We start from the raw sequence: 18,899 nt of genomic DNA on the forward strand, positions 1-18,899 counted from the left end.
CGCATCGTAGCCGAAGTGATATTCAATACCCGCAAAACTTAAACCGGTAATCTGGCCACGGCTATTGCGGGCAAACATCTGCTGCTCGCCCGCCACATCCAGCCCGGCAATTTCCCCCTCCTCGCTGCAGAATAATTGGGGTCAGAGTAAATTAAGGCGTAGAATCCCGCTGAACATCTCTTGCGGGCCACAGGTACTTTTTCAGGCCACTCACTGTAACCTGAAAAAGAGATTATAAAAAGTAGAGGGAAACCCCTAATGGAATTCCTCAGGATCGAGCAGAAAAAATAGGCGTCATAATTCTGCTCTGGCCCCAATTACATGACCCCAATTGCAATTATTCCGTTTACAGCCTTCCCAAAGGCGGGAAAAATAAATGCCAAAACGTCACCCTAAACCAAACCATCAAGAACCACAGTACTTACTCACCACATTGTAGTTTTGAGCCTCAACTTTTTCGTATGCGCCAGCTGCATTTTTGGAAATCTCAAAGAGCTTAACATCACACGCTTTTCTCCCATTCGGTGCTTCTATAATATCGTAGATAGCCTCATAGAGACCCCCAGGCGCAGGAGTGAAAGAAACTATTCTTCTGCACCACGAATATAACGCACCATAATTAGTATCAATCACGCCGGGAAAGTATCCAGCTATCCCAACACCATTAAACTGAAAAGCAAACTGATTTCCAGCTGGAATATACACTTCGTTTTGATGGGAATCACTAATGCCGGAATCATAGAGCGGTATGCCATTCCTGCTTAAACTGCGAATCAAGTTAGCCTTTGACCCCAGCGTGGCGATCTGATCAGAACCATTGCCATAAATACATTTATCATACTCTACCTCATGGATAAAATTATTATTGCTTGGAATTGATGCCAATCTTATTTGTGCGTTATCAACACCCTCATGCGGCTTAGTAAATTGACTTGAACAGCCAGATAAGAACAATAATGACATTACAAACACTATATATTTCATTCGCAGACCTTCTTCTTGAATATTATTTTAATAGAAAGCTCAATTATTAAATTAAGAAATCTCCCAGTGAAGCTTATATTCACCCCACCAAAAGAAATCAACCATTGACTTTCATCCAACAAACAGATCGAAAAGATATCATATTTACAGGTTGGAAAATTGTGGAAAGATAAAGAAAGTCACCTTATTCTTCACGATACAATAACGACTTTTAAGCTGAACTCCTGCAGGAACAATCTGCGTCAGAGTGAAATTAAGACGCCTTATTCATCCCCCCCACTGAAGCACCATCACCCTCAGCTGCACACAAATGAGGCAAGACTTTATTGTGTGATGACTTAGGATCAAGAAAGAAAACCAGGCACCATCATTTATTCTGATAAGGCTTACCTCTCTGAAACCCGCAACCACACCAGCTCCCGTGAACAATGTGAGTCTACAATCAAAAGAGCCCCGCATTGCGGGGCTCTTTTGATTACTTTATTAGCGTGTAAGCATTGCGCTCGACGCTGACCCGTGGGAACTGAATCAGCCCACCTCTGCCAGGTTGCCCTTGCTCTCCAGCCACTGCTTGCGATCTCCCGCCCTTTTCTTGGCGAGCAGCATATCCATAATCTGGTTGCTGTCATCGCCGGGGTCGATGTAGAGCTGCACGAGGCGGCGGGTATTCGGGTCCATGGTGGTTTCCCGCAATTGCAGCGGGTTCATTTCTCCGAGGCCCTTGAATCGGGTGACCTGCACTTTGCCTTTTTTCTTTTCGGCGGTGATGCGATCGAGGATGCCCTGCTTTTCCGCTTCATCAAGGGCGTAATAGACGTCCTTGCCGATATCGATGCGGAACAGCGGCGGCATGGCCACGTACACGTGGCCACCGGTGACCAGTGCGCGGAAGTGACGCAGGAAGAGTGCGCACAGCAGGGTGGCGATATGCAAGCCGTCGGAGTCGGCATCGGCGAGGATGCAGACTTTGTTGTAGCGCAGCCCTTCGAGGTCGTCGCTGGCCGGGTCCACACCCAGTGCCACGGCGATATCGTGCACTTCCTGGTTGGAGAAAATCTCGCCGGAGTCCACTTCCCAGGTGTTCAGAATTTTGCCGCGCAGGGGCATGATGGCCTGGAAGTCGCGGTCGCGGGCCTGCTTGGCGGAGCCGCCGGCGGAGTCACCCTCCACCAGAAACAGTTCCGAGCGGCTGGCATCGCCACTGGCGCAGTCCGCCAGCTTGCCCGGCAGCGCGGGCCCCTGGGTGACTTTTTTGCGCGCGACTTTTTTGGCGGAGCGCAGGCGCTTTTGCGCATTGCCGATACACAGTTCGGCAAGCTTATCGCCCTCTTCCGTGTGCTGGTTCAACCACAGGCTGAAGGCGTCCTTGGCGACCCCGGAGACGAACGCGGTGGCCTCGCGGGAGGAGAGGCGCTCTTTGGTCTGGCCAGAAAACTGCGGGTCCGCCAGCTTGGCCGACAGCACATAAGAACACTGCGACCAGATATCCTCTGGCCCCAGCTTGACGCCGCGGGGCATGAGGTTGCGGATTTCGCAGTATTCGCGCATCGCCTCCAGGAGGCCGCTGCGCAAGCCGTTTACATGGGTACCGCCCTGGGCGGTGGGGATGAGGTTTACATAGGATTCCGCCGTGACTTCGCCGCCCTCCGGCAGCCACTGCACCGCCCAGTCCGCCGCTTCGGTGGCGGCGGAAAAACTGCCCACAAAGGGTTCAGCGGGCAGTACTTCCCAGCCCTGATTGGCGGCGGCGAGGTAATCCTTCAGACCGTCTTCGTAATACCACTCGTCGGATTCGCCATCCTGCTCGTTAATAAAGACCACGGTGAGGCCCGGGCAGAGCACCGCCTTGGCGCGCAGCAGGTGGCGCAGGTGACGCGCGGAAAACTTCGGCGAGTCGAAATATTGCGGGTCGGGCATAAAGCGCAGGCTGGTGCCGGTGGTGCGCTTGCCGCAGGTGCCGATCACTTCCAGTTCCGAGGCCTTATTGCCGTTCTGGAAACCCATGCGATAGACATGGCCATCCCGCTGAATGGTGATTTCCAGCACTTTGGACAGGGCGTTCACCACCGACACACCCACCCCGTGCAGGCCGCCGGAAAACTGGTAGTTCTTATTGGAGAACTTGCCGCCGGCGTGCAGCGTGGACAGGATCACTTCTACCCCGGGGCGGCCCTGCTCGGGGTGAATATCCACCGGCATACCGCGGCCGTCATCACTGACCGAGAGGGAGTGATCCTTGTGCAGCACCACTTCGACTTTTTTGGCGTGGCCGGCGAGGGCCTCGTCCACGCTGTTGTCGATGACTTCCTGGGCCAGGTGGTTGGGACGGGTGGTGTCGGTGTACATCCCCGGGCGTTTACGCACCGGGTCCAATCCCGTGAGGACTTCAATATCTTCGGCAGAGTAATTGGCCATATTGTTATTTGTTTACTGCTGGTTGAATAGAAAATCGATGATGGCTTGATGGTAGCGCTCAAACCCCTGAAAACTGTGGTCGCCGCCCTCTTCGATGGTTTGGCGCTGGCCGCGGTAAAAGGCCTCGGCCTCACGGCAGTCGAGAGTTTCGTCACCACGCTGCGCGAGCAGCCAGTAGCGGCCCTGCAGCGGCGCTGGGATTTCCCCCTCCAATTCTTCCATGGTATCAACGTCCGCCCGGGTAAGGCGATACTCGCGCTCCTCGCCGCTGTAGGGGCGCAGCGTCTGGCCCAGATACGCGGGCATAAAGCGGGCCGGCTGCACCGCCGGGTTTACCAGCACCGCCGGCAGCCGGTAGCGCTCGCCGAGGACTGTGGCCATAAAGCCGCCCATGGAGCTGCCCACCAGCCCGATTGGCACTGGCGCCTGCTGGGTGGTGTAGCGCTGCAGCAGTGCGCTCAACGCTTCCATGGCGATACCCGGATGCGGCGACAGCTGGGGCGCACAGAAGGTGATCCGAGGGTGGCTATCCGCCAGCCAGGCGCGCATCTGCTGGCACTTGAAAGACTGGGGAGACGAGAGAAAGCCGTGCAGGTAAATCAGCACCGGCTCAAACTTGGATTGTGATTGTGACATGGCGAGGGATTATATCCCGGCCGCGTCGATAGCAAACCCCGAACCGAGAGAGGCGCCCCACGCTGCCCTGATTAGATCAGGGCAGGCTGCGATTGAGGCCGGCAAAGATGTGCCGCAAGTCCATACGCATGCCGGCCCAAAAGGCGGGTGGGGAGAAACGCTGCAGGGAAGCACCGCCGGGGCCGGCAAAACCGGCAAGATGATCGCCGAACTGGCGCCGCTCGCTGAACTGCAGCACCGGGTTGCCCTCGCGGTCGTACAGGGTTCCCGCCAGGGTGCCGGAGGCCACGCCCTCGCTGAACACCTGCTGCAGGCCACTGGTCGGCTGCAGGGGCGCCGGCAGATAGAAGTCATCCAGTCGCAGCCGCAGGGTGTAGTTCGCCCCGCGCCGCTGCGAGGTCAGGCGTGCACCGCGGGGGCCGAGAAACTGCCCGGCAAACGCCTGCTCCATCACTTCCTGCAGGCGGGCGCGGTCGGCGCTATCCAGCTCCCGCTTGCGGGCATCCAGCCCAATAACCGAGTTTTGCAACGCGCCCGGCGGCCTGGGGCGGTAACGGATTTCCAGTGGCGCCACATACACACTGGCACCGCTCAAATCCAGGGCAAACACCGCGCTGACGTTGTCCAGCGAGCTGGATCGCGACTGCAGGCCCCCTGACCCGACCACTGACCCGGCAGCGCCGGCCACGGTCAGATTGGCTGATAAATCTTCGGATGAGGCGGCGCTGGCCTGAACCCGCTGAGCGGGTCCGGCGGCACAGCCAGCGAGCGCGCCGGCCAAGCCAAGGGTGGTCCCGGCAAGCAAGACCGCCACCGACAGCGCCGATACCGCTGACAGCATCGCTTTGCATTTTTCTGCAACCATACTGCTTTCTGCCACCATATCGCGGCCTCCCAACCTGCTGGCAACAGATCCATTGTAAGACCCACCCGCTCGATCCACAGGGGACCGGAGCGGGACAGGCTGCGGGATAACAACGGGGTAGAAGGCGAGCAAGAGGGGCGAGCAAGAGAGGCGAGAAAGAAGGCCGAACCAGCCGGGCTAGTAGCCGTCGGAAGTCAGGTCGACGCTGTACTCCGACACCAGTACCCGTTCGACACCGGTTGCATAGCGGCCGTCATCATACAGGTCGAGCCAGCGATAGCCGGGCATCTTCTCATCGACAGCAAAGGGGCCGCTGCCGGGGGTGAACTGTACCGATGTGGACGGGGTGCTGTGGAGGCCGACATGGCCCAGCTGGCCGTCGAACTGCTGGTGCACGTGGCCCCACACTATGGCGCGCAGCTGCGGCGTTGCACGCACCAGCTCAAGAAAGCGTTCGCGCCCCTGGTGCAGCATGTGGCCATCGATCCAGTCGCTGCCCACCGGCACCGGCTGGTGGTGCATCAGGATGAGTACCGGCCGCTCCGGGTCACGCTGCAGAAGGCTCGCGAGGCGATCGAGGCGGGCATCGGAAAGACCGCCGCATATCAGGTTTTCGACGCTGGTATCCAACAGCAGCAGCCGCCAGGCCCCCAGCGCCAGCTCGTCGACGAAACGGTCCGGCGCCAGCTGGTGCATACGCCCGACCACATCGTGGTTGCCCGGCAGCCAGCACCAGCGCGTATCCACCTTCTGCATGCGCGCCAGAAAGCGCTGGTAAGCGGCTTCCGAGCCGTTGGCGGTGATATCGCCGGTGGCGACCAAAAGCTCTGCGGCGGGCTGGTCCCGCTCGATACGACCGAGCACCTCGTCGAGGGTGCGCCCGGTATCGAGCCCCAGCAATTGATAGTCGGGCCGGCCGCCAATATGGGGATCGGTGAACTGTACCAACCGGTGCGGACGCCCTTGCGGCTTTTCACTCACTTGCTTTACTCGCTCTGCAATTCCCTGTGCATGCCGCAAGCGGCAGCCAGGCGAAAAGGCCTGACGGGCTTTTTGTTATTTTCACCGACTCATCTCCACCGGCAGCGATCTCCTACAACCGCCGGCCATCCAGTATCAATTCAAATTCCGTGCGCCCATTCGCCAGGCAGTGGCCCAGCCACTCGCCCAGAAAACGATTGGCCTGCTGGCGTTCGTCGGCGCCCTGGGGGCGCCGGCGCTCCCCGCGCGGCGCCGAGGCCGCCGGCTCCGGCAGCGGGCCGCGGCCATCCACCGCGACCACTTCCGCCATGCGGGCGTCGTGGTAGAGGCGCACGGTCAGTTTCGGCGGCGCCATCCAGTCTTTGTGGCCGTCACCCCCTTTATGCCGCTCACAGCCTTCCCCCCCATCTGCCGGGTGTGTGGAAGCGCTCAGGCACACCTCGGTGGTGTAGCGGGAGCGCTCCAACACCGAAAGCTCCAGCGCGCCATGGGGCATCTGGTAGCGCCACTGGCCGCGGGTGGGCAGCTCCGGCAGCAACTTGCAGAGGCGCAGGTAATTGGCGTCACAGTCGGCATGATAAGCCGGCAAGTCGACCTGATAGGCGGACTTTGCGCGACTCTTGCTGATCAGGTCGCCGACTTTGCGCTCGATACTGGCCAGATTTTTCCTTGGGGTCATTATTGACACTCCCCTTGGCTTGCCGCCGTGATTGAGATCTCAGTTTGTGGGTGGCGCAGCTCAGCGCCCGCCCACCTCGGGATGCGCTCCCCCGCGCAGCGTCGCCCGGTGGTGTCGCAGCCACTGCAGGCTGATGATGCTGGCCGCGTTGTCGATTGGCGTCCCCTCTGGATCGCCGCCCTCCAGAACCTCCAGCAGCTCCTCACAGGGCAACACTCGCAAGCGTATATCCTCGTGCTCGGAAGGCACACCAAAGTGCCCGCCCGCTGCGCTCAGGTCTACCAGGGCGCAAAAGAGGTGCATGCGCTCGCTGCTGCCACCCGGGCTGGGCAGGTAACTGCGGATATAGCGCAGCTCCTCCACCGCGATACCGGCCTCCTCGAACACCTCGCGGCGGGCCACCTCTTGCAGGGTTTCCCCCGCCTCAACCATACCCGCCACCACCTCCAGGCACCAAGGGCCGCCGGCGCGCTCCAGCGCTCCGACCCGAAACTGTTCTGTCAGCGCCACCAGGTCGCGCTCGGGATCGTAGAGCAGCACCCCCACCGCCGGGTCGCGCACAAACAGCTCTCGCTGCATTGTCGCGCTCCAGCCACCGCGAAAAAGGCGGTGGCGCAGCTTCAGGCGCAGCATGGTGAAGAAGCCCTGAAACACGGGCTGCCGCTCCAGTATCTCCACCGCCTGCCGGGTAAAGGGGGGGCTGAGATCCCGGCTATCCGGCGGCGGTTGCTGCTCGCTATCCCTGCTCATGGCGTTCCATCCTTCATTGGCGTCATGTTTAGGAGAGTTTGCCTGTCAGTAAGGCGGAAAGCGACTCAAGATTAACGCCGCCTCGCTGGCAAGGCGCTGCTGCTGCTCTTGCGGGCTGCGCGCGCCCATGGCGGCTGAACGCACACTGCCGCGCCAGAGCGGCGCTTTTTGCGCGGACAGGGCATCGATAACCAGATGGACCTGCCGGTACTGGCGCACGTTCAGGGGCACCTGCCAGCCAAAACCCCAGGGGCCGTGCCCGCCGTAGAGGCTGAAGCGGTCCTCGTAGACCGCCACGCGCTCGCTACCCTGCAGCTGCACCCGCACCAGAAAGTCTGCCGCTGCCGCGCTGTCCGCGGGGCGGTAGCGGTACTGCAACTGTTGCTCCACCGCCTGGCGGGCGCGCTTCAGCTCCAGTGGCGCCACCGGGCCGGTGGCAAGGGGGTCGAGCAGGTAATAGGTTTGCAGGCGGGAGAAGTCTGCCTGCGGATCGTAATCCACCGCTACTTGCGGGACTGCGGCGCAGCCAAACAACCACAGGCAGGCGGCGATCAGCGCGGCCCGCGCCGACCAGCGGCAGGCAGTGGTCGCGGCGGGGGTGAAGCGCGCGGCGGGGGAAAGGCGCTCCGCGGGAGACAGGCGCGCGGCAGTGAATCGGGAAACCATATCGGGAGCTCCTAGGCACAACCCAAGCTTGTGGAGACCCGGCATCCCTGTCCGGTGAAAGCGGTATTGTCCGGTTTTCCGCCCCGGCGGGCAAAAAAGCGGGTTCAGTAAGCCGCCGCAGGCAGGTCCAGCAACAGTTCCTGCACGGCGGTATTCAGCGTCCGGCGGCGCTCCTCGGCGTTTTCCGGGCGGGCCAGCAGCTTGGTGGCGCTGCCGCCCCAGATGACCCGGCCGCCGGGGCGGCCAAGGCCCAGGGTCAGTATTACCCGCGGGGCGCCCACCTGGGAGGGAAGCTCCACCACACCACGCTGGGCGTTGGAGTCGAACTGGGCCTCCCAGCTGGAGTTCTCCGCTTCGCTGGCGAATTCCTCCTCGATAATGGCGACCTGGTAGTCCATCACCATATCGGCGCCCGTGGGGTCATTCACCAGCCGGTAGCCGCGGGACTGCATCAGCGCCGCAACGGCGGTGCGCAGATCCTCGTCCAGCTCCACCAGCTGCGCGGCGGCGCCGGTGTCCTCGCTCAGGGAGGACTGCCCCCAGGCGTAGGTGGAAAACGCCACCGGCGCGGCACCGGGCTGCACCCGCTCGACATCCAGGGTATCGCAGGCCAGCAATGCCAGCGCGCCCAGCGCCAGTGCGACCAGTTGGCCGAGGGTTCTAAATTGCATGGCACTCTCCCTGTGTATTCCTGGTGACGGCGGTCTGCCGCTTTAGCCTGTGCTGGTCAGCCGGCGCGGCCGCTGACGATATCATTTTACCGGCTCTGCGCGGGCATCGACTCCAATACCAGCTTCTTCGCCAGCGCCTTCGCCGGCATTTTCGCGGGCATATAGTTCTATTCTAGGACGCCAGCCCAGCCACTCGGGCTTCACTTCCGGATACAGCGGGTAGTGGCTGCCGGATTCCACCTCCGCACCCATGGCCGGACGCTCTGGGGTGGCGAAGGCAATACCGCCATCCAGCAGCGCCCTGGCCGACTCGGTGTGCACCGTGAGGCCGCTCTCCAAACCAAAGTTCACCTCGATGCCGCTGGCCGCCCAGAACACCGTGTGCTCGCGCACCAGTGCGCGATAGCGGGGCTGGATATGGACGTAGATGTAGACCCGGTCCGCCAGTTCCCCCAGGGCGTAGCCGGTGACCTCACCCACCTGCACCTGGCGGTAATACACCGGGCTGCCGGCGCGCAGCGAGCCGCGGCGCGGCGCATTGAGGATAACCGTCAACCCCGGGCGCATCAGGGTCTCCGCCAGGTCCTGCGCGGGGGGCTGCAGCTCGGCGCGAAATTCGGTCTGCGGGGGCCCGAAGCCCGGCTCCAGCTCCAGATAGCGCCCGGTGATCAGCGTGTCCACATTGGCCACATTGTCGAGGCCGATTTGCGGCCCCACCACCCACATACGGGTGCCCGCCCGCGCGAACCTGTCGGCGTGCTGAAACAGCGTCGCCCTGGCGCGCACCGTCGCCAGGTCATGCCCCAACCGCAGGCGCCGCACCTCCCCCACCTGAATGCCGCGGTAGCGGATCGCCGCACCTTCGCGCAACCCATCGGCGGAAGGGAGATCAATGGTGATGTCGAGCCCCTCTTCGAACGCATCCTCGCGGCTCGGATAGAGCGGGAAGCTTGCGCCATCCCGCACCGGCGCCGCGCTCTCCCGCGCCCGGCGACTGCTGCCGAAGGCAATGCCGCCGCGCACCAGTGACAGCAGCGAGTCCGCCTCCACCTCGAGCCCGTCGAGACCGGCGCTGGCGCGCAGCCCGCTGACATTCCAGAAGCGGGTGCGACTGTGCACCAGATGGGCATAGCGCGGCTGAATCACCGCAAATACCGTGACCCCGGAACCATCCCGGTTGAGTGCCATGCCCTGCACAAGACCCACCTCAATACGGCGGAAATACACCGAGGCGCCGCGCTGTAACGAGCCAGGATCGCGGGTAGTGAGCTTCAGGTGCAGTCCCGGCACGCGGGGGTCCCGCTGCGGCGCTTCGGCGCTGGCGGAAAACTCCCGCACCGAGCGCTGCCCGCGCCGCAGATCCACCTCGATACGGTTGCCCTCCAGCAGCTGACTGAGCCCCGAGGAAATATCGAGGGTCGGCGTGGCCTTCCAGAAGCGGGTGTTCTCGGTGAGCAGGTCATCGGTGATCGGGTCCATCAGTACCTCCACCACCATGCCATCCAGGGAGGCGCGGGCCTTGCTGCCGCTGACCTCGCCCACCTTGATGCCGTGGTACACCACCTGCGTGCTGCCAGGGGTGACATTCACCCCCCGATCAAAATTGAGGGTGATGGGGATGCCGGCATCGGCTTCGGCGAAACTGCTGTAAAGGTGGAATTCCTGCCCGCTCTTTGCCAGTGGCGACTGCCGCTGTTTCTCCGGGGTGTAGAAACTGATACCGCCGGCGAGCAGGGAGGCGAGCGACTCCACCTCCACTTTCACCCCGCTGATGCCGCCCTCGATACTGATACCGGAGCTGTTCCAGAAGCGGCTGCCCCGGTGCACCAGATGCGCGTAGCGCTTGCGGATAAAGAGTTCTATCTGCACCTCGCTGTCGTTATCCGACAGCCGGTAGCTCTCCACCTCGCCCACTTCCAACTGCCGGTAATACACCGGCGAGCCCCGGTTGAGGGAGGCGAGCCGCGGCGCCCTGACCAGCACCCGCAGCCCCTCCCCGGACACCTGTGCCGGCGGCTGCGCCAAGGCCACAAACTCCCGCTCCGGCCCTCCGCTGCCGGGCTCCACGGCGATATAGTTACCGGACACCAGCGTCTCCAGGCCGCTGATGCCGGTCACCGAGACCTCCGGCTTGACCAGCCAGAAGCGGCTGCCCTTCACCAGCAGGAACTCGGCACTGGGGTTGAACTCGACTTTGGCCAGTACTCCGTCCGCGCCGTCCAGCGCTTGCGCATTGGGCACCAGGCGAAAATCGCGCACCACGCCGATATCCACCCCGGAGTACTTCACCACCGTCTTGCCCTGCACGAGACCGTCCCCGGAGGGAAAAAGAATCTCTGCGCCGATGTCGCCCTGGGTGAAATCCCGGTACAAGAGCCACACGGCGATGATGGCCGCCACCAGCGGCAACAGCCACACCAGCGGCAGGCCGCGGCTGCGCTTGAGCCGCGCTTCGGGAATCTGCGTCTGGGGAGTCTGCGCTTCAGTCATCGCCCGACGCCCCCATACGGCGATAGCGGGCGTCCCACAGCAGGCGCGGGTCGAAGGTGCGCGCAGCCAGCATGGTGACCACCACCACGGTGGCGAAGGCGGTACTGCCGGGACCGGCGCGCACTTCGGCTACGGCGCCCAGGTTCACCAACGCCACCAGAATCGAAATCATAAACAGGTCCAGCAGCGACCAGCGCCCGATAGCCGCCACCACCCGGTAGATGCGCATACTCTGCAGGGGGCTGCGCGGCCCGCGCCACTGCACCTGCAGCAGCAGTACCACAAGGCCCAGCAGCTTCATCACCGGTACGGCGATACTGGCGATAAACACCAGCAGCGCAATGCCCCAGAGATCATTGCGATACAGCTCCAGAGTGCCGCCGAGAATGGTGCTGGGCTCGCCGGAACCCAGGTAGATGACCGTCATTACCGGCAGGATATTCGCCGGCACCAGCAGGAAGGCGGCGGTCAGCACCAGCGCCCAGGTCAGCATCAGGCTGCCCTCGATGCGGCCGTACACAGTCGCCCCGCAGCGGTGGCAGCGGCCGCGAAACGCCCCCGCGGGCAGCCTCTGCAACTGGTGGCAGCACAGGCAGGTGCAGAGGCCGTGTGCCAGCGCGTTCTCGGCCCGACTCACGGTGCCACCTCGCCGGCGCTGTCATTTTTCTCGGCCTGCGCCGCCCCGCGCCTGCGCGCCATCCGCCGCCAGACGGACTGCTGATCAAAAGACAGCAGGGTGAGGTTGGACAGCAGCATCAGGCCGACAAAACAATAGAGTCCCGTCTCCACCACCATGTGGCCGAGGTCCTGCATTTTGATCAGCGCCACCAGTATGCCGAGCATATAGACATCCAGCATGGCCCACTCCCTGATGTGCTGATAGCAGCGCACCGCCGCGGTTACCGGCCGGTCCAGCGCCCCCCAGAGACAGCCGAGGCTGATAAAGGCCAGCAGCAGGAAGCGCCCGCAAGGCGCCACAACGCTGCAAAACAGCACCAGCGAGGCCAGCCAGATATAACCGGAGCCAAACAGGGCATGGACCCCGTTCAAGAGGGTGTTTTCCGAGCCAAAAGAGAGAATGGAAAATTTCAGCAGCGGCAGGGTTGCCGCGGGAATAAACAGCAGCAGCCCGCTGATGCTGAGCGCCGCGGTGTAATGCATGCTGTGTGCGGGATTGCGGTGAATCAGCGCATTGCAGCGCGGGCACACCAGCTTGCCGCCGGGCGGAGCAGTGTCATTGGCCAGCAACAGGTCGCACTCGTGACAGGCTCGCCGCCAGCCACGGGCGGAATCGGTAGCACCCTGCTCCATGGGAGAGAAACATCCATTTGACCGTTCATGCATCCAAATGCCGGACGGTGGCGTCTATAGAGGGAGTTCGAAAGGGAGAAGGGGCAAGAACTAGCCGTTACTTGTGCCGCCACTTGTGCTCCCAACCGCCCCGCGGTGAATAACCGCACATTGCTGTCGGTTCAACGAAGATATAGCAAAAAAGCCACCCCCTCGCCTCGACGACCCCCAAAGCGGGGGGTACACTCTCGCGACTTGCAGGCCCCCCCGCGGGCCCGGCCAGTGGGGAGACTGGCATGTTTGAGACCGCATCCACCACAGGAAGTAGAGATCAATGAAAAGAATTGACCCCACCCACAGGCGCGGCAAGCGCGCCGGTCGCCCCCTGAAATCCCTGCTGGCGGCCGCTCTCCTCGGCCTTGGCAGCCTTCAGGCGCAGGCAGACACCCTGTGGGAAATCTACCTGCAGGCGCTGGACAACGATCCACAACTGGCGGCCGATCGCGCCGCCTTCGAGGCGGGACTGGAGGCGAAAAACCTCGGCCGCTCCGCGCTGCTGCCGCAGATCAATGGCTCCGCGGAGCGCAGCACTACCAGCTCCAGCTCCACCCAGTTTGACTACACCTTTGGCCCCACCGGCGTCCTGACCACGCCCAACAGTCGGAGTACCGATGTCGACGATACTGTCTACTCGGCGCGCCTCGACCAGGCCATCTTCGACCTCCCCGCCTGGTTCGGCTACCGCCAGGGCAAATTCCAGAGCGAGCAGGCGGCGGCGGAGTTCAGCGCCAACCAGCAGGAGATGATGCTGCGCGTAGCGACCACTTACTTCAACGTCCTGCGTGCCTACGATGTGCTGGAAGCCGCCAAGGCCGAGGAAGAGGCCCTGGCCAAGCAGCTGGAGCAGACCCGCCAGCGCTTCGAGGTGGGCCTCACCGCGATTACCGATGTCTACGACAGCCAGGCCGCCTACGAAAATGCCGTGGCCCGACGTCTGACCGCGGAAGACAGCCTGCTCAGCAATTTCGACGCCCTGTCCATCCTCACCGGCACCCAGCACAACCAGGTCGCGCCCCTGCAGGACGGCTTCACCGTCGCCCCGCCGGAACCCGCAGAGCGCGCCGCCTGGGTGGAATTTGCCCTGCAGAACAATTTCGATCTGAAAGCCGCTCGCCTGGCAGCCGATGCGGCTCGCAGCAGCGCCCGCGCCGCCGCAGCAGAACACCTGCCGACGCTCTACGGCTCCGTCAGTTACTCGGACCTCACCCGGGAAGGCGATACCTCTACTTCGCTACCCGGAGAGCTACCTATCGACCTGCCTGTCGACACAACAAGCGAAACCACGGTCACCGCACTGACCCTGAACGTACCGATCTTTACCGGTGGTCGCCTCAGTGCCAGCCGCCGTCAGGCCCGCGACCTGTCGTTCCAGGCCCAGGACCTGCGCAATCTGGTACAGCGCAACACCATCCAGAGCGCCCGCACCCTGCACCGCAACCTGGCTACCGACGTATCCCGGGTCAGTGCGCGCAAGCAGGCGGTGATTTCCGCGCAGGCGGCCCTGGAAGCGAATCAGGCCGGCTACGAAGTGGGTACCCGCAATATCGTCGATGTGCTGCTGGCTCAGCGTGCGCTGTTCCAGGCCAGAACGGATTACGCCAACGCCATTTACGACTATATCGACAACACCCTGCGCCTGAAGCGCGTCGCCGGCCTGCTGGCGCCCGCCGACCTGCAGGAGCTGGAAGCGAAGCTGAACCCCGCCACACCGGTTGTGCGGCTGAACGAATCCACAGCCACGGCTGCGGAACCGACCGTTCAGCCAACCAAGTAGCTGTTCAGTGCCAAACCCATTCCGGTAAACGAAAAGCGGGGCCCAGGCCCCGCTTTTTGCTTGTCCTGTGGCCAACGCCGCTGACTCCTGGCGCTGACAGCTGACAGCCCTGACAACGATATGGCTGACTAAAACCCGCATGGCCCTGTTGAGGCCTCAGAGCGTTACCGCCAGCGACTCGATCTCGTCCACCAGGCGCCCAAGTGCACCGCTATTCGCCTCCGCCACACGGCGGCCAGCAGCACCATCCCTGTCCCTCCGCTGCGCATCTTCGAGCCACACTGCGACGCTCGCGGCGATCTCCCGCGGTGTCTCCGCCACCCGAAGCGCACCGGCACCCCGCAGCAGCTCCGCCACTTTGGCGAAATTATGCAGATGCGGGCCGCAAACCACCGGCACCCCCCAGGCGGCGGGTTCGATCATATTGTGGCCACCCACCGGCACCAGACTGCCCCCCACCAAGGCGACATCGCAGGCACCGTAAAAGCGCAGCAACTCGCCCATGGTATCCCCGAGCAGCACCTGTTCGGCGGTACCGACATTGCCACCGGCACTGCGCCGGCGGCAGGCCAGGCCGCGCTCCCGGCACAGGCGGGCAACACTGTCGAAGCGCTGCGGGTGTCGGGGGACCAGCACCAGCAGCAAATCCGCAAAGCGCTCCCGCAACAGGGTAAAGGCCTCCAGGACAAGCTCGTCCTCACCCTCATGGGTACTGGCGGCCAGCCACACCGGACGACCGCTGGCTCCGCGCCACTGGTGACCAATGGCCTGGGCTTCGCTGGAAAGCCCCCGGTCGATAGTGAGGTCAAACTTGATATTGCCACTGGTGCGCAGGCGTTCAGCCGGCAGCCCCAGTTTCAGGAAGCGCTCGGCATCATCCGGGTACTGGGCCACCACCCGCGCGAGCCGACCGAGCATAGTGCGCGTCAGCCCGGCGAAGCGCCCGTAGCCCCGTGCAGATTTTTCACTGAGGCGCGCATTGGCCAGCAGCACGGGAATATCCCGCTTCTCGCAAAGGCGCAGTAGGTTGGGCCACAACTCCGTTTCGATAATGATCAGCAGCCGCGGGCGCAGCCTGTCGAGGAAGGGGGTCAGGCACTCCGGCAGGTCGTAGGGCAGATAGTAGTGCAGCAGGCGGCCACCCAGACTTTCCGCCAGCGCCGCGTGCACCCGCTCGGAACCGGTGGGCGTGGTGGTGGTGACCAGCCACTGCCAGTCCTGATGGCGGGCGGCGAGGGTTTCAATGACTGGAACGGCGGCCAGGGTTTCGCCCACCGAAACCGAGTGCACCCAGACCAGGGGCCGGCGGCTCGCCCGCGGGGGAACCTGCCCCAGCCGCTCGCGCCAGCGCTGCCGGTAAGCGGGCAGGGAGCGCCCCCGCCACCAGAGGCGCAGCAAAATAAACGGCAGGACAAGGCGCATGAGCCAGGTATAGAAAAACTGCATACAGGTGTTGTGTACTCGGTTGAAGGCGCGGTAGAGAGCGCATTCTAACCGCCCGCGACCGGAGCGTCGCCCGCGGGGGAGATGATTGGCAGATCAGCGAGGGGGGGATAAACGCCGCGCGGCGCGGCTCAGGTGTGAGCGCGGCGGTAAAACTGTGACTCGGCTCCCAGCACACCACAGGCCATACCCGCTGAGCGGCAGGCGCGGAGCCAGCTGCGCGTTCGCAGTCGACGAAAAGGCAGGCCTACCAGCAGTGTCAAAGATGCCACTACAAACTGCGTTACGGCTGACCCCATCAGCTGGGAACGATTGCGACCGGCATAGAGTTTTTGTCGGGCGAGTGTAATCCCTACCGAATATTTGCGTTTCGAGAGCCAGGTCAGCGTCGCACGATGCTCGGGAACATCCTCATAAACCACCGCCTCAACACAGCGACGTATTTCGACACCCCGTGACCTCGCCTCCGTAAAGAACATTACGTCTGTGCCGCCGGCATAAGGGTTGCGCTCATCGAAGCGAAGTCCCATTTCTGAGTACAGGAAACTGGGGATCAACACGTTATTAGTGGCGCAGTAAGGCATCAGCTCGCCAGTCGTGCCTTTTTTGCGGCAAAAAAACACCTGGTAATATTCCGGCGAAGAAACCGGTAGGCAGCTAATCACAGGCCCGGATACAACCGAGTTACCGCCAACTTTCTGCGCATAAGAATATAGATTTACCAGCCAACCGCTGTCCACCCACTCGTCGTCGTCAATAAAAACCAGGTAATCAACACCTTTGGCCTTGGCCTCGTCGAGACAGCGGTTACGGGCTAGAGGAATTCCAGGCCGACTCTCTACAACGTAACGAATCGGAAATGGAAAAGTGGCTTGCAGATCTTCTACAGTGCGGGAAGCGCCCTGCGACGAATCGTTGTCCACCACGGTCACCGATAACCCGACTGCATCCGGCAAGTTCATCCGCGAAAGGCTCATGAGCGTGCGGCGCAGCTGCTCGGGCCTACGGCACGTACAGATGCAAATATCAAGCAGAGGTTGCAACATAAACTCCTGTCATTAGCCGCAACGTAAACTCCTGTCACCGGCCGCAACGTAACCTCCTGTCACTAGCCGCAATGCGGGATCACCCGCCGACGGGATTGTTTTGGCAGCCTATACCCCATCGGCGGGGATGTCTATAATGCTCGCCCCTGCTTCACGGTTGGTGCCTAAAGCACATTTAGCACATTCTTGGTGGACTCGATTGAGAAGCCAGCTAGGTGTCGCTTTTTTCCTTTGTCGCCATCTCACTTCAGTGCTTTCAAGTACAAAGTCGCGCCCCAAGTACTGCAGGTTGAGCCTGCGTGGTAACGCCCGCCATCCGATTGCATGGGACATTCAAGCCAGGAAATTCGCGAGTTCTCAATGAAAGTGATGCAATTACTGCCAGCATTGAATTCCGGCGGCGTCGAGCGCGGCACCCTCGACCTGGCCCGTGCACTGGTGGCAACGGGTCACGATTCCCTGGTGGTTTCGAGTGGCGGCCGCATGGTCGAGCAACTGGAGCTCGAAGGGTCGAGACACCTCAGCCTGCCGATCCATCGCAAATCCCTGGCGAGCCTGCGTCAGGTAAGACCGCTGCGGGAGCTGATCCGGCGCGAGCAACCGGATATTCTGCACGTGCGTTCGCGGGTGCCGGCGTGGCTCACCTATTTCGCCTGGAAGAAACTGCCACCCTCCAGCAGGCCCCGGCTGGTCAGTACCGCGCATGGCCTCTACTCCATCAACCGTTACAGCGCCATTATGGCCAGCGCCGAGCAGGTCATCGCCATCTCCCAGTGTGTGCGCGACTACCTGACAACCAACTACACCAGCTACCTAAAGCGACCACCGGAGATCATCTACCGGGGGGTGGACACGGCGGAGTTTCCCCACCAGCTCATCCCTCCGCAGGGTTGGCGGGACTCGGTGGAAGCGGAATTCCCGGCGCTGCGGGACAGACGCTGGCTGCTGCTGCCGGGGCGCCTGACCCGCTGGAAAGGCCAGGAGGATTTTCTGCAGCTGCTGGCCGACCTGGACCGCGATGACCTGCACGGGGTGGTGCTCGGTGGCGCCGAGCCCAACAAAGAGCACTACGCGAATGAGCTGCGCCAGCGCGCACGGGAACTGGGTCTTGAGGACAGGGTCTCGTTCGTCGGCCAGCGCAGTGATATCCGCTACTGGTACAGCGCCTCGACACTGGTGTACAACCTCTCCAAGCGCCCCGAGCCCTTCGGCCGCACCGTGATCGAGGCCGCAGCCATCGGTACGCCCGTGATCGGCTACGATATCGGCGGCCCGGCGGAGTCCCTGCAGGCCTGCTTTCCCTTCGGACTAGTGGCCGACGGCGACATCCCAGCACTGAAAGACAAAACCCTCGAGCTGCTCGACAGCAACCTGCGACCGATACTGCAGAGCGAATTTACTCTCGAAACCCAGGCGCGGCGCACCATGGCCCTCTATGAACGATTACTGTCCGAGCCACAGCGGAGCACACCGTGATTGACCTCAGCGGGCTGACCCCTTTTGCCAGTGGCGGCAATCGCCACTGCTACCGCCATCCGCAGGACCCGGAAAAATGCGTCAAGGTCATGCGCGCCGGGCGCATCGACGAGCTCAAACGGCGCGCGCCCTGGTACAAGCGGTTGGGTGGGGATAGTCGCTTTGACGACAACTTGCGCGAACTCGACGGATATCGGCAGCGGGCACTGCGTGGAGCCGGTGAGCAGAGTATCGCCTGGCGCCATCTGGCCCGCTGGTACGGTATCCACGATACCTCCGAAGGCGCCGGCGCAGTCACAGAATTAATCGTCGACCCGCAGGGCCAGCCGGCTATCACGCTGGAGCACTATCTCAAGCAGCACGGCCTCGACAAGCCCATTGAGGAAGCCCTGCAGCGCTTTTCCCAATGGCTGCAGGACACCGGCATACTGACCAAGAATATCCTGCCTCACAATCTGGTGATCCGACAGAAAGGTGGGCAGCCGGAGCTGTGCCTGATCGACGGCCTCGGCTGTGCCGCATTCCTGCCACTGGCGGAATACTTTCCACGAGTCCGCAAGCACTATATCCAGCGGCGCATCCTTCGCATGTGGCGGAGGATTCACTGGGAGCTATCCGACCGTGCCATCACCTGGAAGCAGGCCGAGCGCCGGGGCCTGTAGGCTTTTGCAGC

At 62.4% G+C, this 18,899-nt stretch carries 17 protein-coding genes; 3 read left to right on the forward strand and 14 right to left on the reverse strand.

Annotated elements, in window-relative coordinates; all coding sequences use genetic code 11:
- Positions 1–405: 405 nt before the first annotated feature.
- From ABEA58_RS08525 to ABEA58_RS08580, 12 genes are all read right to left on the reverse strand, one after another.
- Positions 406–984, reverse strand: a complete 579-nt coding sequence (locus ABEA58_RS08525; protein ID WP_345550606.1) for a hypothetical protein — start codon at positions 982–984, stop codon at positions 406–408.
- Between the two features lie 528 nt (positions 985–1,512).
- A complete protein-coding gene (gene parE / locus ABEA58_RS08530; protein WP_345550608.1) occupies positions 1,513–3,399 on the reverse strand; it encodes a DNA topoisomerase IV subunit B in 1,887 nt (628 codons plus the stop codon).
- A gap of 12 nt (positions 3,400–3,411) precedes the next feature.
- Entirely contained in the window at positions 3,412–4,035 is a 624-nt protein-coding gene (locus ABEA58_RS08535; RefSeq protein ID WP_345550609.1) for a YqiA/YcfP family alpha/beta fold hydrolase, read from the reverse strand.
- Positions 4,036–4,111: 76 nt separating this feature from the next.
- On the reverse strand, positions 4,112–4,900 hold the full coding sequence (locus ABEA58_RS08540; protein ID WP_345550610.1) for a hypothetical protein: 789 nt from the start codon (positions 4,898–4,900) through the stop codon (positions 4,112–4,114).
- Positions 4,901–5,077: 177 nt separating this feature from the next.
- Positions 5,078–5,881, reverse strand: coding sequence for a phosphodiesterase (locus tag ABEA58_RS08545; protein ID WP_345550612.1), 804 nt, complete (start codon positions 5,879–5,881; stop codon positions 5,078–5,080).
- A gap of 112 nt (positions 5,882–5,993) precedes the next feature.
- A complete protein-coding gene (locus tag ABEA58_RS08550; protein WP_345550613.1) occupies positions 5,994–6,560 on the reverse strand; it encodes a DUF1249 domain-containing protein in 567 nt (188 codons plus the stop codon).
- Positions 6,561–6,620: 60 nt separating this feature from the next.
- Positions 6,621–7,310, reverse strand: a complete 690-nt coding sequence (locus ABEA58_RS08555) for an NUDIX domain-containing protein (RefSeq protein WP_345550614.1) — start codon at positions 7,308–7,310, stop codon at positions 6,621–6,623.
- A gap of 45 nt (positions 7,311–7,355) precedes the next feature.
- The gene (locus ABEA58_RS08560; protein WP_345550615.1) at positions 7,356–7,976 is read right to left on the reverse strand and encodes a DUF4136 domain-containing protein; all 621 of its coding nucleotides are present in this window, start codon (positions 7,974–7,976) and stop codon (positions 7,356–7,358) included.
- A gap of 104 nt (positions 7,977–8,080) precedes the next feature.
- On the reverse strand, positions 8,081–8,647 hold the full coding sequence (locus ABEA58_RS08565) for a DUF4136 domain-containing protein (RefSeq protein ID WP_345550617.1): 567 nt from the start codon (positions 8,645–8,647) through the stop codon (positions 8,081–8,083).
- Positions 8,648–8,728: 81 nt separating this feature from the next.
- Positions 8,729–11,137 carry a PqiB family protein gene (locus ABEA58_RS08570; protein ID WP_345550618.1) on the reverse strand — a complete coding sequence of 803 codons (2,409 nt, stop codon included), beginning with the start codon at positions 11,135–11,137 and terminating at the stop codon, positions 8,729–8,731.
- Complete coding sequence (locus tag ABEA58_RS08575) at positions 11,130–11,774, reverse strand: paraquat-inducible protein A (protein WP_345550619.1); 645 nt, start codon at positions 11,772–11,774, stop codon at positions 11,130–11,132. The genes ABEA58_RS08570 and ABEA58_RS08575 overlap by 8 nt, the downstream gene beginning before the upstream one ends.
- On the reverse strand, positions 11,771–12,448 hold the full coding sequence (locus ABEA58_RS08580; RefSeq protein WP_345550622.1) for a paraquat-inducible protein A: 678 nt from the start codon (positions 12,446–12,448) through the stop codon (positions 11,771–11,773). The genes ABEA58_RS08575 and ABEA58_RS08580 overlap by 4 nt, the downstream gene beginning before the upstream one ends.
- A 313-nt stretch (positions 12,449–12,761) precedes the next feature.
- Here ABEA58_RS08580 and ABEA58_RS08585 point away from each other — a divergent pair, with 313 nt between their 5' ends.
- Positions 12,762–14,261 carry a TolC family outer membrane protein gene (locus tag ABEA58_RS08585; protein WP_345550624.1) on the forward strand — a complete coding sequence of 500 codons (1,500 nt, stop codon included), beginning with the start codon at positions 12,762–12,764 and terminating at the stop codon, positions 14,259–14,261.
- 156 nt (positions 14,262–14,417) lie between these two features.
- Here the strand turns inward: ABEA58_RS08585 and waaA are convergent, their stop codons facing one another.
- Both waaA and ABEA58_RS08595 read right to left on the reverse strand, forming a co-directional pair.
- Positions 14,418–15,707, reverse strand: a complete 1,290-nt coding sequence (waaA, locus tag ABEA58_RS08590; RefSeq protein ID WP_345550626.1) for a lipid IV(A) 3-deoxy-D-manno-octulosonic acid transferase — start codon at positions 15,705–15,707, stop codon at positions 14,418–14,420.
- 128 nt (positions 15,708–15,835) lie between these two features.
- The gene (locus ABEA58_RS08595) at positions 15,836–16,750 is read right to left on the reverse strand and encodes a glycosyltransferase family 2 protein (protein ID WP_345550628.1); all 915 of its coding nucleotides are present in this window, start codon (positions 16,748–16,750) and stop codon (positions 15,836–15,838) included.
- 360 nt (positions 16,751–17,110) lie between these two features.
- Here ABEA58_RS08595 and ABEA58_RS08600 point away from each other — a divergent pair, with 360 nt between their 5' ends.
- Both ABEA58_RS08600 and ABEA58_RS08605 read left to right on the forward strand, forming a co-directional pair.
- Entirely contained in the window at positions 17,111–18,226 is a 1,116-nt protein-coding gene (locus tag ABEA58_RS08600; RefSeq protein WP_345550629.1) for a glycosyltransferase family 4 protein, read from the forward strand.
- Positions 18,223–18,888, forward strand: a complete 666-nt coding sequence (locus ABEA58_RS08605; protein ID WP_345550631.1) for a YrbL family protein — start codon at positions 18,223–18,225, stop codon at positions 18,886–18,888. The genes ABEA58_RS08600 and ABEA58_RS08605 overlap by 4 nt, the downstream gene beginning before the upstream one ends.
- Positions 18,889–18,899: the final 11 nt, after the last annotated feature.

Origin of the sequence: Microbulbifer aestuariivivens, assembly GCF_039545115.1 — a bacterium.
Lineage (GTDB): Bacteria > Pseudomonadota > Gammaproteobacteria > Pseudomonadales > Cellvibrionaceae > Microbulbifer > Microbulbifer aestuariivivens.

Coding starts and splice junctions, on each gene's coding strand:
- ABEA58_RS08525 (WP_345550606.1), bottom strand. CDS start 984: ATGAAATATATAGTGTTTGTAATGTCATTATTGTTCTTATCTGGCTGT.
- parE (WP_345550608.1), bottom strand. CDS start 3,399: ATGGCCAATTACTCTGCCGAAGATATTGAAGTCCTCACGGGATTGGAC.
- ABEA58_RS08535 (WP_345550609.1), bottom strand. CDS start 4,035: ATGTCACAATCACAATCCAAGTTTGAGCCGGTGCTGATTTACCTGCAC.
- ABEA58_RS08540 (WP_345550610.1), bottom strand. CDS start 4,900: ATGGTTGCAGAAAAATGCAAAGCGATGCTGTCAGCGGTATCGGCGCTG.
- ABEA58_RS08550 (WP_345550613.1), bottom strand. CDS start 6,560: ATGACCCCAAGGAAAAATCTGGCCAGTATCGAGCGCAAAGTCGGCGAC.
- ABEA58_RS08555 (WP_345550614.1), bottom strand. CDS start 7,310: ATGAGCAGGGATAGCGAGCAGCAACCGCCGCCGGATAGCCGGGATCTC.
- ABEA58_RS08560 (WP_345550615.1), bottom strand. CDS start 7,976: ATGGTTTCCCGATTCACTGCCGCGCGCCTGTCTCCCGCGGAGCGCCTT.
- ABEA58_RS08565 (WP_345550617.1), bottom strand. CDS start 8,647: ATGCAATTTAGAACCCTCGGCCAACTGGTCGCACTGGCGCTGGGCGCG.
- ABEA58_RS08570 (WP_345550618.1), bottom strand. CDS start 11,137: ATGACTGAAGCGCAGACTCCCCAGACGCAGATTCCCGAAGCGCGGCTC.
- ABEA58_RS08580 (WP_345550622.1), bottom strand. CDS start 12,448: ATGGAGCAGGGTGCTACCGATTCCGCCCGTGGCTGGCGGCGAGCCTGT.
- ABEA58_RS08585 (WP_345550624.1), top strand. CDS start 12,762: ATGAAAAGAATTGACCCCACCCACAGGCGCGGCAAGCGCGCCGGTCGC.
- waaA (WP_345550626.1), bottom strand. CDS start 15,707: ATGCAGTTTTTCTATACCTGGCTCATGCGCCTTGTCCTGCCGTTTATT.
- ABEA58_RS08595 (WP_345550628.1), bottom strand. CDS start 16,750: ATGTTGCAACCTCTGCTTGATATTTGCATCTGTACGTGCCGTAGGCCC.
- ABEA58_RS08600 (WP_345550629.1), top strand. CDS start 17,111: ATGAAAGTGATGCAATTACTGCCAGCATTGAATTCCGGCGGCGTCGAG.